Below are 14448 nucleotides of genomic sequence, written 5' to 3'. Positions count from 1 at the left end.
GTGTCAGGGCACGGGCCGGGCGGCGCGGCGCTGACGGGGACCGGAGACGGGTCCCAGGAGCGTGCGGACCGTCATGTCGGCCTGACAGTGACGCGCCGTACACTCCCCGAGTGACCGCCACCGCACCTCCCGTAGCCCCGTCGGACGAGCCCGCAGAGCACCCCGGGCGCCGCTCCCACCTGCGGCGGCTCGTGCCTCTCGCGCTCGCGGTGATCGCCGGGCTGCTGCTCTACGTCAGCTTCCCGCCGCGCGAGCTGCCGTGGCTCGCGCCGATCTCCTTCGCGCTGTTCGGCCTGGCCGTGCACGGGCGGCGGCTGCGCGCGGGCTTCGGGCTCGGCCTCGCCTTCGGGCTCGCCTACCTGGTGCCGCTGCTCTCCTGGACCGGCGTCGACGTCGGCCCGCTGCCGTGGCTGGCGCTCGCCGCCGCCGAGGCGCTCCTCGTGTCACTCGCGGGCATGGGCATCGCCTACGTGGCGCGGCTGCCGCTGTGGCCGCTGTGGGCCGGCGGGGTGTGGATCGCCTCCGAGGCGCTGCGCGCGCGGGCGCCGTTCGGCGGGTTCCCGTGGGGGAAGGTCGCGTTCGGGCAGCCCAGCGGTGTGTTCCTGCCGCTGGCCTCGTGGGGCGGCACGCCGCTCCTGGGCTTCGGCGTGGTGCTGTGCGGCTTCGGACTGGGCTCGCTCGTCCTGCGCGTCAGGAAGGCCCGCCACGAGGTGCCGCCGCTCAAGGGCGCGGCCTTCCTGAAGGACAAGGGCGTCGCGGCCGCTGCCGCGTTCACCGTCGCCCCCGTCGTCGCCGGAGCGGTCGCCATGCCGTTCGTCGCGACCGGCGCGGAGGCCGGCACCGCGCGCGTGGCCCTCATCCAGGGCAACGTCCCGCGGATGGGCCTCGACTTCAACGCCCAGCGCCGCGCCGTCCTCGACTACCACGTGCGCGAGACCATGAAGCTCGCCGCGAAGATCAAGTCGGGCGAGGTGAAGCGCCCCGACCTGGTGCTGTGGCCGGAGAACTCCTCGGACATCGACCCGTACGTCAACCAGGACGCGTACGACGAGATCACCAAGGCCGCCCAGGCCGTCGGCGTGCCCATCTCCGTGGGCGCCGTCGTCACCGCCAAGGACGGGACGCCCCGTAACCGGCTCATCCAGTGGGACCCCAAGACCGGTCCCGGCGCGGTGTACGACAAGCGGCACCTTCAGCCCTTCGGCGAGTACATGCCGTACCGCAGCTTCTTCCGGATCTTCAGCAAGGACGTCGACCGCGCGGGCAACTTCGTGCCCGGCAAGAAGCCCGTCGTCTTCGACATGGCGGGCACGAAGATCGGCAACATCACCTGCTACGAGGCCGCGTTCGACGACACCGTGCGCGACCAGGTCCGCGAGGGCGCGCAGATCCTGTCGGTGCCGAGCAACAACGCGACGTTCGAGCGCAGCCAGATGACCTACCAGCAGCTCGCCATGGACCGGGTGCGGGCCGTCGAGCACGGCCGGTCCGTGATGGTCCCGGTCACCAGCGGGGTCAGCGCCGTGATCCGCGCTGACGGCTCCATCGAGCAGCAGACCGGCATGTTCGAACCGGCCACGCTGCTCGCCGACGTCCCCAAGCGCACCTCGCAGACGCTCGCCACGCGCGTGGGCGCCTGGCCCGAGACGCTGCTGGTGGTCATCGGCGTGGGAGGCCTCGGATGGGCCTTCACGCGCTCGCGCGCGGGACGTCGCTCGGAGGGCTGACGGCGGCGCTGGCCAGCCGGTTCGTTGCGCCGTACAGGTAGGGTCGCGGGCATGGCGACTCCTGAATTCATCCGTACGATCCGGGCTTCCGCGGGCCACCAGCTGCTGCTTCTGCCGGGAGTCAGTGCCGTCGTCTTCGACGACGAGGACCGGGTGCTGCTCGGCCGGCGCGCGGACACCGGCAAGTGGTCGATCATCGGCGGGATCCCCGAGCCGGGCGAGCAGCCGGCCGACGTCGCCGCACGCGAGGTGTTCGAGGAGACCGGCGTCGAGTGCGTCGTCGAGCGGGTCGTGCTGGTCCAGGCCCTGCAGCCGATCACGTACCCCAACGGCGACCGCTGCCAGTTCATGGACACCTCCTTCCGCTGCCGTGCCACCGGCGGCGAGGCACGCGTCAACGACGACGAGTCGCTCGACGTCGCCTGGTTCGCCCTGGACGCGCTGCCGCCGCTCGACGAGTTCTCGCTGTTCCGGATCAAGCAGGCGCAGTCGGAGGGACCCACATGGTTCGAGACCATGACCGAGCGCTGAACTATGGGTGCTGCCCACATCGGGTGGCGTGGGTCGGCTGCCTAGGGTGCCAGTCATGACGCCGCACACTCCGCTGACCGCACCCACCGCCCCCGAGCTGGACCTCGGCGGGCGCACCGCCCTCGTCACCGGCGCCGCCAGCGGCATCGGCCGGGCCTGCGCCCTGCGCCTCGCCGCGGCGGGTGCGAAGGTCAGGGCGGTGGACCGGGACGCGGAGGGGCTCGCGGCGCTGGCGGGCGAGGCCGACGGCGTCGAGCCGTACGTCCTCGACCTGACCGACCTCGACGCGGCGGAGGAGGCGGCGGCCGGCACCGACGTGCTCGTGAACAACGCGGGCATTCAGCTGGTGCGGCCCATCGAGGAGTTCCCGCCCGAGGTCTTCCACACGGTGCTGACCGTGATGCTGGAGGCCCCGTTCCGCCTGCTGCGCGGCGCGCTGCCGCACATGTACGGGCAGGGGTGGGGCCGCATCGTGAACGTGTCGTCGGTGCACGGGCTGCGGGCCTCCGCCTACAAGTCCGCGTACGTCGCCGCCAAGCACGGCCTCGAGGGCCTGTCGAAGACGGCGGCGCTGGAGGGCGCGGCGCACGGCGTCACCTCGAACTGCGTGAACCCCGGCTATGTGCGCACGCCGCTCGTCGAGCAGCAGGTCGCCGACCAGGCCGCGGCCCACGGCATCCCGGAGGAGCGGGTGCTCGGCGAGGTGATGCTCCAGGACAGCGCCATCAAGCGGCTCATCGAACCCGCCGAGGTCGCCGAGGCCGTCGCGTACCTGTGCACGCCGCAGGCCTCGTTCATGACCGGCACGTCCCTCGTGCTCGACGGCGGCTGGTCCGCCCACTGACCTCGCCCGCCGTTTGCCAGGCTATGGGTGCTTTCATCCGGGATCGGGGTCCCCCGGCCGGGTGACGGCGATTCCGTGACGGTCCGAGTTGTCCACAGGGCTGGCAGGCCCGACCGCCCGACGGGTAATCCTGTTCTGCATGTCGCGCCAACCGCACTCATCCGCCGCCTCCGGCCCGGTGACCACCGAGGACCCGCAGGCCCCGTTCCTGGAGCTGCTCGCCAGGGGCGCCTCCGCCGATGCCTACGAACAGCCCGTGCTGCTCGCCCGGGCCGAGGGCGCCGCGCCGGAGCGGATAGCGGCACTTGAAGCGGCCAAGGCGCTCGCGCTGCGCGTCCGCGCGGAGATGGAGGGCAGGCGACGCCGCGAGGCAGAGCTGTCCGCGCTCTTCGAGACCGCCCACGATCTCGCGGGCCTGCGCGATCTGGACGCGGTGCTCCAGGCCATCGTCCAGCGGGCCCGCTCCCTGCTCGGCACCGACGTCGCCTACCTGACGCTCAACGACCCGGTCAGAGGCGACACCTACATGCGGGTCACCGAGGGCTCCGTCGCGGCGCGCTTCCAGCAGCTGCGCCTCGGCATGGGCGAGGGCCTCGGCGGCCTCGTCGCGCAGACGGCCCGCCCGTACGTCACCGACAACTACGGGCAGGACGTGCGCTTCCAGCACACCCGCACCATCGACGCGGGCGTGGGGGACGAGGGGCTCGTCGCCATCCTCGGCGTGCCGCTCATGCTCGGGGCGCAGGTGATCGGCGTGCTCTTCGCCTCCGACCGGCGCGCACGGGTCTTCGAGCGCGAGGAGATCGCGCTCCTCGGCTCGTTCGCGGCGCTCGCGGCGGCGGCCATCGACACCGCGAACCTGCTCACCGAGACCCGGCAGGCGCTCGGCGAGCTGGAGCGGGCCAACGAGATCATCAGAGACCGCAGCGGCGTCATCGAGCGCGCATCCGACGTGCACGACCGGCTCGCCGAGCTCGTGCTGCGCGGCGGGGGAGTGCACGACGTGGCCGCGGCCGTCTCCCAAGTCCTCGACGGCACCGTGGAGTTCACCGACGCCGAGGCGGCGCCCGCCCGCGCCCTGGAGGCGTCCCGCGCCGACGGCCACGCGGTGCGGCACCGGGACGACTGGGTGGCGGCCGTCGCCGCGGGCGGTGAGCTGCTCGGAGCCCTCGTGCTGCGCGGCCACCCCGGCCTCGACCCGGTCGACCAGCGCACCCTGGAGCGCGCCGCCATGGTCACCTCGCTGCTGCTGCTCGCCCGGCGGTCCGCCGCCGACGCCGAGCAGCGGGTGCGCGGCGAACTCCTTGACGACCTGCTCGACGGCCGGGACCGCGACCCGCGGCTGCTGCGGGAGCGGGCGGAGCGGCTCCACGCCGACCTCGACGCGACCCATGTGGTGCTCGCCGCCCGCCCGGAGAGCACGGGTGACGCCGAGCAGGAGGCCGCCGCGCGCCGGCGCCTGTGGTCGGCTGCCAACCATCTCGCGGCGACGAGACACGGCCTGGCCGCCGCGCGGGACGGCGGCACGGTCCTGCTGCTGCCCGCCGGCGCCACCGAAGCCTCGGCGCTGGCGGCGCACGTCGCGGGCCGGCTCTCCGACGCGATCCACGAGAGCGTCACCGTCGGCGCCTCTGCCCCGGTCGGCGGCCTGGCCGAGCGGACCGAGCGGGCGGGCGCCGCCTACGCGGAGGCGCACCGCTGCCTCGACGCGCTGCGGCTGCTCGGCAGAACCGGGCAGGGCGCGGCGGCCGAGGACTTCGGGTTCCTCGGGCTGCTGCTCGCGGACAGCCGGGACGTCGCGGGCTTCGTCTCCCGCACCATCGGCGAAGTGGTCACCTACGACGAGCGCAGAGGCACCGACCTGCTGCGCACGCTCGACGCCTACTTCGCGTCCGGCATGAGCCCGGCCCGCACGAAGGACGCGCTGCACGTGCACGTGAACACGGTCGCGCAGCGCCTGGAGCGGATCGGCAGGCTCCTCGGCGAGGACTGGCAGACGCCGGAGCGAGCCCTGGAGATACAACTCGCTCTGCGGCTGCACCGGTTGGCGGGCCCGGACATGGCCTGACCCCGTCCGCGAGGGCGGACGGGGCCGGACGGGGCCGGGCGGGGGCAGGCGTGGCCGGGTAGATCCCGGCCGGGCAGTCCGGGCAGACCGGGGGCGGTCAGACGCGGTGGACCTTCGCGGACCGGTCGCCGTCCGCCGCCCCCTCGCCGGTGTCCCCTGCGTCGATGTCAGCAAGGTCGCGGTGCCGGGTCTCCTTGGCCACGCCGACGGCGATCAGCGTGAGGAGCGCGGCCGCGATGACGTACAGGGAGATCGGCGTGGAGGAGTCGTACGCGGACAGCAGGGCCGTCGCGATGAGCGGCGCGGGCGCGCCCGCCGCCACCGAGGCGAACTGCGCGCCGATCGAGGCTCCGGAGTAGCGCATCCGCGTCGCGAACATCTCGGAGAAGAAGGCGGCCTGCGGCGCGTACATGGCGCCGTGCAGCACCAGGCCGACGGTCACGGCGAGGAGGAGGGCACCGAAGTCCGCCGAGTCGATGAGGGAGAAGAACGGGAACATCCACAGGCCGACGCCGGCAGCGCCCAGCAGGTAGACGGGCCTGCGGCCGATCCGGTCGGAGAGGGCGCCCCAGGCGGGGATCACGGCGAAGTGCACGGCGGACGCGATGAGGACGGCGTTCAGCGCGGTCTGCTTCGAGACACCGGCCGACGTGGTCGCGTACACGAGGATGAAGGCGGTGATGACGTAGTAGCTGATGTTCTCGGCCATGCGGGCGCCGATGGCGACCAGGACATCGCGCCAGTGGTGCCTAAGGACGGCGACCAGCGGCATCTTCTCCACGGTGTCAGCTGCGGCCTTGCGGGCCTCGGCGCGGGCCAACGCCTCCTTGAAGACGGGGGATTCATCGACGGACAGACGTATCCACAGACCGACCAGGACCAGCACGCCGGAGAGGAGGAACGGGATCCGCCAACCCCAGTCGGTGAACGCGGAGTCGGAGATCAGCGCGGTCAGGGCCGAGAGGACGCCGGTCGCGAGGAGTTGGCCCGCGGGCGCGCCGGTCTGCGGCCAGGACGCCCAGAAGCCGCGGCGCCGCGCGTCACCGTGCTCGGACACCAGGAGCACGGCGCCGCCCCACTCGCCGCCGAGCGCGAAGCCCTGGACGAGGCGGAGCACCGTGAGCAGCACGGGCGCGGCGGTGCCGACGGTGGCGTGGGTCGGCAACAGACCGATGGCGAAGGTGGCACCACCCATCATCAGCAGGCTCACCACCAGCAGCTTCTTGCGGCCGAGCCGGTCGCCGTAGTGCCCGAAGACGAGCGCGCCGAGCGGGCGGGCCGCGAAGCCGACGGCGTACGTCAGAAAGGAGAGGAGGGTGCCGACGAGCGGGTCGGAGTCGGGGAAGAAGAGCTGGTTGAAGACCAGCGCGGCGGCGCTGCCGTAGAGGAAGAAGTCGTACCACTCGATCGTGGTGCCGATGAGACTCGCCGCGACAATGCGCTTGAGGTGTCCGGGTGTTGGCGGAGCGGTTGCTGCGGAGGCCATGTGGACCACTTCCAGGCGTTGGTGGGGACGGGTACGTGCTGGCACAAGGTAGGAACACGCAGGTCAGCGGCACATGTGGCGGGACACCATACTTTCGCCGCGGACTGTGGCCGCTGAACACGGAAGGAGGACGGAAGGAGCGCAGAAGTGCGAGGCGGCGGAGAGGAGTTGGGGGCGCGGTGCGGGTTTGTGGCGACCGTTGAGGGCTAACCGGGAGTCATGAGTGGTGAAACGAGCAAGGGAACGAGCAAGGGAACGAACAAGGGAACGGATCAGCAGGACGGGACGACGCAGCGGAAGACCGCTGCCCGGGCACGCGCGGGCGCCGACAAGGCGACGGCTCCCGTGAGCGACGCCGCCTCGAAGACGAGCGACGCCGCCCAGAAGACGAGCGACGCCGCCTCGAAGGCGGGCGACGCCGTCGGGAAGGCGAGTGACGCAGTCGGGAAGGCGAGTGACGCAGTCGGGAAGGCGGGCGACGTCGCCGAGACGGCAGGTGCCAAGGCCGGGAAGGCGGGGGCCAAGGCCGGGGAGGTGGCATCGACCGCGCAGGAGACCGCCGCCGCGGCGACCGGGCAGGTGGCGACCGTGGCCAGGACGGCCTGGACGGCGCTGGCGCACCGGAAGGCGCTGGTGATGGGCGTCGGAGCCGGGGTCACCGCCGTCGGTGCCGCGTCGTACGCCGCGGGGCGCCGGGCCGGAGGCCGCCACTGACGGATGTCGGCACGATCCTGGACCGAGCTGGACTGACCGCGCGCAGTCGGGGAACGCGGTGACGCATGGCTGTACTGAGGAAATGCGCACGTCCGATGCTCGCCTCCGCGTTCGTGGCCGGTGGGCTGTCCACCGTTCGCGCCCCGGAGCACGTGGCGCCGGCGGCCGAGCCGGTGGCGGTCCCCGTGGCCTCCCGCGTGCCCCGGCTTCCGGAGGACCCGGAGCAGCTGGTCAGGATCAACGGCGCCGTGCACATCGGGGCCGGGCTCCTGCTCGCCGCCGGGGTGATGCCGCGCCTCGCGGCGCTGGCGCTCGCCGGGACGCTCGTACCGACGACGTTGGCGGGTCACGCCTGGTGGAAGGAGGAGGATCCCGAGCGGCGCGCCCAGCAGCGCACCCACTTCCTGAAGAACCTGTCGCTGATGGGCGGCCTGCTCATCACGGCGGCCGACACGCACGGCAAGCCGTCCGCCGCCTACCGGGTCCGTGGCGCCGCCGCGTCCGGACGCGGGTCGGCCCGCCGGGCACGACGCGACGCGCGCCGGACGCTGCGGGGCACGACGGAGGCCGCCACGAAGAGCGTGCGCGGCTCGGCCCACACGGCCGGCAAGAGCGTGCGTGACGCCGCCGACCACGTGCGGGCGCTCCCGGGGCAGGCCCAGCAGGCGCTCGACAAGCACCTCTGAGCCCCGGCGGGCGTCCGCGCAGACGCACGGATGCCGGGCCGCGGGTCCTGCGGCAGGCTGGAGGCGGATGCCGAGCCGGCCGGAGGTGGCGATGGAGCCCGTGCGGGCGCTGGAGCGGATCGCGTTCCTGCTGGAGCGGGACGGCGCGCCGACCTACCGGGTGCGCGCCTTCCGCACCGCCGCGAGCGTGGTCACGGAGCTGGGCGACGCCGAGGTCGCGCGGCGGATCGACGCGGGCTCCCTGGAGCAGCTCAAGGGCATCGGCCCCAAGACCGCCGCCGTCATCCGGCAGGCCGCCGCGGGGCAGGTGCCCGAGTACCTCACGCACCTGGAGGAGGAACTGGCCCGCACCGTGCCGGTGGAGGGGGAGGCGGGCGTGGCGCTGCGGGCTCTGCTGCGCGGCGACTGCCATCTGCACTCCGACTGGTCGGACGGCGGCAGCCCCATCGAGGAGATGGGCCGCGCCGCCCGGGACATCGGTCACGAGTGGGCGGTGCTCACCGACCACTCGCCGCGGCTGACCGTGGCCCGGGGGCTTTCGCCGGAGCGGCTGCGGGAGCAGTTGGACGTGGTGGCGGAGCTGAACGAGGCCTGGGCGCCGTTCCGGCTGCTGACCGGGATCGAGTGCGACATCCTCGACGACGGTTCGCTCGACCAGGAGCCGGAACTCCTGGAACGCCTGGACGTGGTGGTCGTGTCCGTCCACTCCAAGCTGCGGATGGACGCCGCCGCGATGACCCGGCGCATGGTGGCCGCCGTCGGCAATCCGCACGCCGACATCCTGGGGCACTGCACCGGCCGCCTCGTCACCGGCAGGGGCCGGCCCGAGTCGCAGTTCGACGCCGACGAGGTGTTCGCGGCGTGCGCGGCCGCGGGCACCGCGGTGGAGATCAACAGCCGCCCCGAACGCCTCGACCCGCCCCGGCGGCTGCTCCGCAAGGCGGTCGAGGCGGGCACGCTGTTCGCGATCGACACCGACGCGCACGCGCCCGGCCAGCTCGACTGGCAGCTCTTCGGCTGCGCCCGCGCCGAGGACTGCGGGGTTCCCGCGGAGCGGGTGGTGACCACGTGGCCGGTGGAACGGCTGCTCGAGTGGAGCGGAGGCCACGCCGGGCACCCCGCGTAGCCGGACCCCGCCGCTCCATCTCCACAAGGGCCCGAAGAACGGAACCGAACCCACGGTCGGCCGCGTGTCACCGGTATCGATATCGGCCGGCCACGGGGGCGCCATGCAGATCATCGAGGTGACCGGATACGCCGTCCGCTCCGCCGTGATCACACTGCGGCGCCGCGGCACACCCATGGAATTCGTCGTCTTCCCGATGCTCCACATCGCGTCGCCGACCTTCTACAAGCAGGTCCGGCTGCGCCTCGCCGCGTGCGACCTCGTCGTCATGGAGGGCATCCGCGGCAGGTCGGCCGCCGCGAGCACGCTCACCCTCGCGTACCGGTTCGCCCCACGCAGGAGCCGCAACGGCCTGCGCGAACAGAGCGACGACCTGCTGCTCCCGGCGGGCGTGCCGGTGTGCCACCCCGACGTGACCGCCGCCGAGGCGGTCGCGGACCTCAAGGCGCTGCCCCGGTCGACGTATCTCCTGATGCTGCTCGCGGCGCCCGTCATGGGCCTCGTGTTCGCGCTGCGCGGACCGCGCGCCTTCCTCGACGAGGACCTGGAGGTCGACGACCTGCCGACGACACTGCGCGCCGAGCTGATCGCCGACGATCCGGTGGCGCGCGCCATGACCGACCGCCGTGACCTGCGGCTGCTCGACGCCCTCGACGAGATCCACGCCCGGCACCACGCGGAAGCGCTGCGGGTCGCGGTGGTCTACGGGGCCGGGCACGTACCGGCGATCGTGGCCGGCCTCCGGCAGCGCCACGGATACCGGCCCCGCGACGCCGAATGGCTCACCGTCTGCGTCCCGGAGTGACCCGTCTGCGTCCCGGAGTGACCCGCGCGGGCGGCCGGCCGCGATCTTGGCGAGCGGGCCCCTTTCGGATCCGCACCCCGAAGGAGATATCTTGATGTCGAGCAATCCGATACAAGACTGCAGACGACGTGGAAGACGTGGAAGCGGAGCACCCGGTGACTGACTCGACCATTATTTACACCCACACTGACGAGGCCCCGGCCCTCGCGACGTATTCCTTCCTGCCGGTCATCGAGGCTTACGCGTCCACCGCCGGCGTCGGCGTCGAGACCCGTGACATCTCCCTGGCCGGGCGCATCCTGGCCCAGTTCCCGGAGTACCTGACCGAGGAGCAGCGCGTCCCGGACGCCCTCGCCGAGCTCGGCGAGCTGGCCAAGACGCCGCAGGCCAACATCATCAAGCTGCCGAACATCTCGGCCTCGGTCTCGCAGCTCAAGGCCGCCATCGAAGAGCTGCGCGAGCACGGATACGCGCTGCCGGACTACCCGGACGAGCCGAAGACCGACGAGGAGCGCGAGATCGGCGCCCGCTACGACAAGGTCAAGGGCTCCGCCGTGAACCCGGTCCTGCGTGAGGGCAACTCCGACCGGCGCGCCCCCGCCTCGGTGAAGAACTACGCCAAGGCCCACCCGCACCGCATGGGTGCCTGGAGCGCCGACTCCAAGACCAACGTCGCCACCATGGGTGAGAACGACTTCCGCTCCACCGAGAAGTCCACCGTCATCCCGGCCGACGACAAGCTGAAGATCGAGCTCGTCGCCGACAACGGCACGACCACCGTGCTGCGCGAGTCCGTACCGGTCCTCGCCGGCGAGGTCGTCGACGCCTCCGTGCTGCACGTCGCGCCGCTGCGCGAGTTCCTCACCGCGCAGATCGCCCGCGCGAAGGAAGAGGGTGTGCTGTTCTCCGCGCACCTGAAGGCCACCATGATGAAGGTCTCCGACCCGATCATCTTCGGTCACGTCGTGCGCGCCTTCTTCCCGGAGACCTTCGCCCGCTACGGCGCCGACCTGGCCGCCGCGGGCCTCACCCCGAACGACGGCCTCGGCGGCATCTACAAGGGCCTCGAGTCGCTGTCGAACGGCGCCGAGATCAAGGCCTCCTTCGACGCCGAGCTGGCCGCCGGTCCGGATCTCGCCATGGTCGACTCGCACCGCGGCATCACCAATCTGCACGTGCCGTCCGACGTCATCATCGACGCCTCCATGCCGGCGATGATCCGCACGTCCGGCCACATGTGGAACAAGGACGACCAGGAGCAGGACACCCTCGCGGTGATCCCGGACTCCTCGTACGCCGGTGTGTACCAGGCCGTCATCGACGACTGCCGCGCCAACGGCGCCTTCGACCCGTCGACCATGGGCACCGTCCCGAACGTCGGCCTCATGGCGCAGAAGGCCGAGGAGTACGGCTCCCACGACAAGACCTTCGAGATCAAGAACTCCGGCACCGTCCGCGTGGTCAACCAGGCCGGCGACGTCGTCCTGGAGCAGCAGGTCTCCGAGGGCGACATCTTCCGCGCCTGCCAGACCAAGGACGCCCCGATCAAGGACTGGGTCAAGCTCGCCGTCACGCGCGCCCGCGCCACCGGCGACCCGGCCGTGTTCTGGCTGGACGAGGGCCGCGCCCACGACGCCCAGCTGATCAAGAAGGTCGAGCAGTACCTGCCGGAGTTCGACACCGAGGGCCTGGACATCCGGATCCTCAACCCGGTCGACGCCACGAAGCTCTCCGTCGAGCGCATCCGTCAGGGCCTCAACACCATCTCGGTCACCGGCAACGTGCTGCGTGACTACCTGACCGACCTCTTCCCGATCCTGGAGCTGGGCACCAGCGCCAAGATGCTGTCGGTCGTCCCGCTGATGAACGGCGGCGGCCTCTTCGAGACGGGCGCCGGCGGCTCCGCCCCGAAGCACGTCCAGCAGCTCGTCAAGGAGAACTACCTGCGCTGGGACTCCCTCGGTGAGTTCCTCGCCCTGGCCGTCTCCTTCGAGCACCTCGCCACCTCCACGGACAACGCCCGTGCGAAGGTCCTCGGCGAGACGCTGGACCGCGCCACCGGCACCTTCCTCAACGAGGACAAGTCGCCGACCCGTCGCCTCGGCGGCATCGACAACCGCGGCAGCCACTTCTACGTCGCCCTGTACTGGGCCCAGGAGCTGGCCAAGCAGACCGAGGACGCCGAGCTGGCCAAGGCCTTCGCGCCGCTCGCCGAGAAGCTCGCCGCGAACGAGCAGAAGATCGTCGACGAGCTGATCGCCGTCCAGGGCTCCCCGGCCGACATCGGCGGCTACTACCAGCCCGACCCGGCCAAGGCCGACAAGGTCATGCGCCCGTCGCAGACCCTGAACGAGGCGCTGGCCTCGCTCGCCTGATCCCGTTCACCGACAGCTCCGCCCCGGTCGGCCCGCGCCGACCGGGGCGGAGCTGTTCACGGAGCGCGGAAGGCGCCGTATTTGACGCTCTTCCTACGCCCTGACCTGGGTAGGGTGCATTGATGAGCACTCTGGATGACGCACGCCCGGGCATGGACCCGGCGATCCGACCGCAGGACGATCTCTTCGGGCATGTCAACGGCCAGTGGCTGGCGACCGAGCCCATCCCCGACGACCGCTCCAGCTGGGGCCCCTTCGTGGAGCTCGTGGACGTGGCCGAGCAGCGGGTCAAGGACATCATTCAGGAGATCGCGGCCGGCGGGCCCACGAGCCTGGACGCGGAAGAGGCGCGCAAGATCGCCGACCTGTACGCGTCGTTCATGGACGAGGACGCCGTCGAGGCCCGCGGGCTCGATCCGGTCCGCCCGCTGATCGACGAGGTGGCGGCGCTCGGCGACGTACGGCAGCTGGCCGGATTCCTCGGCCGCTTCGAGCGCAAGGGCGGCTCCGGCCTCTTCGGCGCCTACATCGACACCGACGACAAGAACTCCGACCGCTACCTCTTCAACATCCTCCAGGGCGGCCTCGGCCTGCCCGACGAGTCGTACTACCGCGAAGAGAAGTTCGCCGAGATCCGCGAGAAGTACGAGGCGTACCTGACCGAGCTGTTCACGCTCGGCGAGCACGCGGACCCGGCCGCCGCCGCGCGCACCGTCCTCGCCCTCGAGACCCGCCTCGCCGAGGGCCACTGGGAGCGCGCGGAGACCCGCGACGTACAGAAGACGTACAACCTCACCACCTTCGACGAACTCACCGCGCTCGCCCCGGCGTTCGACTGGCGGGGCTACGTCACCGGGCTCGGCGGCAAGGACGAGACGCTCGCCGAGTCGTGCGTGCGCCAGCCCTCGTACCTGACCCACCTGTCAGCCGTGCTCACCGAGGTGCCGATCGAGCAGTGGCGCGACTGGCTGCTCGCGCGCGTGCTGCGCTCGGCCGCCCCTTACCTGTCGTCGCCGTTCGTGCGCGTCAACTTCGAGTTCTACGGCCGCACCCTGAACGGCACGCCGGAGCTGCGGGCCCGCTGGAAGCGCGGTGTCGCGTTCGTCGAGGGTGCCATCGGCGAGGCCGTCGGCAAGGAGTACGTGGCCCGGCACTTCCCGCCGCGCTCCAAGGCACTCATGGACGAGCTGGTCGCCAACCTCCTGGAGGCGTACCGGCAGTCCATCTCCCGGCTCGACTGGATGACGGACGAGACGAAGGAGCGGGCGTACGAGAAGCTCGCCACGTTCCGGCCGAAGATCGGCTACCCGGACGAGTTCCGCGACTACTCGGGCCTCACCGTCGTCCCCGACGACCTGCTGGCCAACGCGTACGCGGCCGATGCCTTCGAGCACGACCGGCAGATGGCGAAGATCGGCGCGCCGGTCGACCGCGACGAGTGGTTCATGCTGCCGCAGACCGTGAACGCCTACTACAACCCGGGCACGAACGAGATCTGCTTCCCGGCGGGCATCCTCCAGAAGCCGTTCTTCTCCCCGGACGCCGACGCGGCCGAGAACTACGGCGGCATCGGCGCGGTCATCGGCCACGAGATCGGACACGGCTTCGACGACCAGGGCGCCCAGTACGACGGCCAGGGCAACCTCAACGACTGGTGGACCGCGGCCGACAAGGCCGCCTTTGAAGCCAAGTCGAAGGCGCTCATCAAGCAGTACGACGGGTTCTCGCCGCGCAATCTGCCGGGCGAGTTCGTCAACGGGTCGCTGACCGTCGGCGAGAACATCGGCGACCTCGGCGGGCTGACCATCGGCCACACCGCGTACAAGATCGCCCTCGGTGACGCGGAGGTGCCGAGCGACGGTGAACTCACCGGCACGCAGCGGCTGTTCATGAACTGGGCGTACTGCTGGCGCACGAAGCGGCGCAAGGAGCAGGAGCAGCAGTACCTCACCATCGACCCGCACTCGCCGCCGGAGTTCCGGGCGAACATCGTGCGGAACCTGGACGAGTTCCACGAGGCGTTCTCGACGGCGGTCGGGGACGGACTGTGGGTCGACCCGGCGGATCGGGTGCGGATCTGGTGAGG

General features: G+C 71.8%; 11 protein-coding genes. 10 read left to right on the top strand and 1 reads right to left on the bottom strand.

What is annotated here, in order from left to right:
• The first annotated feature begins 110 nt into the window (after nt 1-110).
• The 4 genes from lnt to ACTWJ8_RS06185 all read left to right on the top strand — a co-directional run bounded on the left by lnt (nt 111) and on the right by ACTWJ8_RS06185 (nt 5170).
• Entirely contained in the window at nt 111-1727 is a 1617-nt protein-coding gene (gene lnt / locus ACTWJ8_RS06200; RefSeq protein ID WP_443263227.1) for an apolipoprotein N-acyltransferase, read from the top strand.
• Between the two features lie 51 nt (nt 1728-1778).
• Nucleotides 1779-2258: an NUDIX hydrolase gene (locus tag ACTWJ8_RS06195; RefSeq protein WP_356381475.1), complete on the top strand. Its 480-nt coding sequence runs from the start codon at nt 1779-1781 to the stop codon at nt 2256-2258.
• Between the two features lie 55 nt (nt 2259-2313).
• The gene (locus ACTWJ8_RS06190) at nt 2314-3102 is read left to right on the top strand and encodes a 3-hydroxybutyrate dehydrogenase (protein WP_443263226.1); all 789 of its coding nucleotides are present in this window, start codon (nt 2314-2316) and stop codon (nt 3100-3102) included.
• Between the two features lie 139 nt (nt 3103-3241).
• Nucleotides 3242-5170, top strand: coding sequence for a helix-turn-helix domain-containing protein (locus ACTWJ8_RS06185; protein ID WP_443263225.1), 1929 nt, complete (start codon nt 3242-3244; stop codon nt 5168-5170).
• A gap of 97 nt (nt 5171-5267) precedes the next feature.
• On the opposite strand, the gene ACTWJ8_RS06180 is transcribed toward ACTWJ8_RS06185, so the two are convergent.
• Complete coding sequence (locus ACTWJ8_RS06180; RefSeq protein WP_356381466.1) at nt 5268-6656, bottom strand: MFS transporter; 1389 nt, start codon at nt 6654-6656, stop codon at nt 5268-5270.
• A 219-nt stretch (nt 6657-6875) separates the two neighbouring features.
• Between ACTWJ8_RS06180 and ACTWJ8_RS06175 the strand changes: the two genes are divergently transcribed.
• The 6 genes from ACTWJ8_RS06175 to ACTWJ8_RS06150 all read left to right on the top strand — a co-directional run bounded on the left by ACTWJ8_RS06175 (nt 6876) and on the right by ACTWJ8_RS06150 (nt 14446).
• Nucleotides 6876-7370, top strand: a complete 495-nt coding sequence (locus ACTWJ8_RS06175) for a hypothetical protein (protein WP_443263224.1) — start codon at nt 6876-6878, stop codon at nt 7368-7370.
• Between the two features lie 65 nt (nt 7371-7435).
• A complete protein-coding gene (locus tag ACTWJ8_RS06170) occupies nt 7436-8056 on the top strand; it encodes a DoxX family protein (RefSeq protein WP_443263222.1) in 621 nt (206 codons plus the stop codon).
• A 91-nt stretch (nt 8057-8147) separates the two neighbouring features.
• Nucleotides 8148-9182 (top strand): PHP domain-containing protein, encoded by a 1035-nt coding sequence (locus ACTWJ8_RS06165; RefSeq protein ID WP_443264821.1) that lies wholly within the window; start codon nt 8148-8150, stop codon nt 9180-9182.
• A gap of 103 nt (nt 9183-9285) precedes the next feature.
• Nucleotides 9286-9987 (top strand): hypothetical protein, encoded by a 702-nt coding sequence (locus ACTWJ8_RS06160; RefSeq protein WP_443263220.1) that lies wholly within the window; start codon nt 9286-9288, stop codon nt 9985-9987.
• 155 nt (nt 9988-10142) lie between these two features.
• On the top strand, nt 10143-12362 hold the full coding sequence (locus ACTWJ8_RS06155) for an NADP-dependent isocitrate dehydrogenase (RefSeq protein ID WP_443263219.1): 2220 nt from the start codon (nt 10143-10145) through the stop codon (nt 12360-12362).
• A 122-nt stretch (nt 12363-12484) separates the two neighbouring features.
• A complete protein-coding gene (locus ACTWJ8_RS06150) occupies nt 12485-14446 on the top strand; it encodes a M13 family metallopeptidase (protein ID WP_443263218.1) in 1962 nt (653 codons plus the stop codon).
• Nucleotides 14447-14448 lie beyond the last annotated feature (2 nt).

The organism is Streptomyces sp. SDT5-1, assembly GCF_052245995.1.
Classification (GTDB): domain Bacteria; phylum Actinomycetota; class Actinomycetes; order Streptomycetales; family Streptomycetaceae; genus Streptomyces.
Note: the sequence above shows the minus strand (reverse complement) of the source record. Positions and strands in the feature narration are given on the sequence as shown.

Bases quoted from the DNA above. Each gene is read 5' to 3' on its own strand.
- ACTWJ8_RS06195 (WP_356381475.1), top strand. From the start codon at position 1,779: ATGGCGACTCCTGAATTCATCCGTACGATCCGGGCTTCCGCGGGCCAC.
- ACTWJ8_RS06190 (WP_443263226.1), top strand. From the start codon at position 2,314: ATGACGCCGCACACTCCGCTGACCGCACCCACCGCCCCCGAGCTGGAC.
- ACTWJ8_RS06185 (WP_443263225.1), top strand. From the start codon at position 3,242: ATGTCGCGCCAACCGCACTCATCCGCCGCCTCCGGCCCGGTGACCACC.
- ACTWJ8_RS06180 (WP_356381466.1), bottom strand. From the start codon at position 6,656: ATGGCCTCCGCAGCAACCGCTCCGCCAACACCCGGACACCTCAAGCGC.
- ACTWJ8_RS06175 (WP_443263224.1), top strand. From the start codon at position 6,876: ATGAGTGGTGAAACGAGCAAGGGAACGAGCAAGGGAACGAACAAGGGA.
- ACTWJ8_RS06170 (WP_443263222.1), top strand. From the start codon at position 7,436: ATGGCTGTACTGAGGAAATGCGCACGTCCGATGCTCGCCTCCGCGTTC.
- ACTWJ8_RS06165 (WP_443264821.1), top strand. From the start codon at position 8,148: ATGGAGCCCGTGCGGGCGCTGGAGCGGATCGCGTTCCTGCTGGAGCGG.
- ACTWJ8_RS06160 (WP_443263220.1), top strand. From the start codon at position 9,286: ATGCAGATCATCGAGGTGACCGGATACGCCGTCCGCTCCGCCGTGATC.
- ACTWJ8_RS06150 (WP_443263218.1), top strand. From the start codon at position 12,485: ATGAGCACTCTGGATGACGCACGCCCGGGCATGGACCCGGCGATCCGA.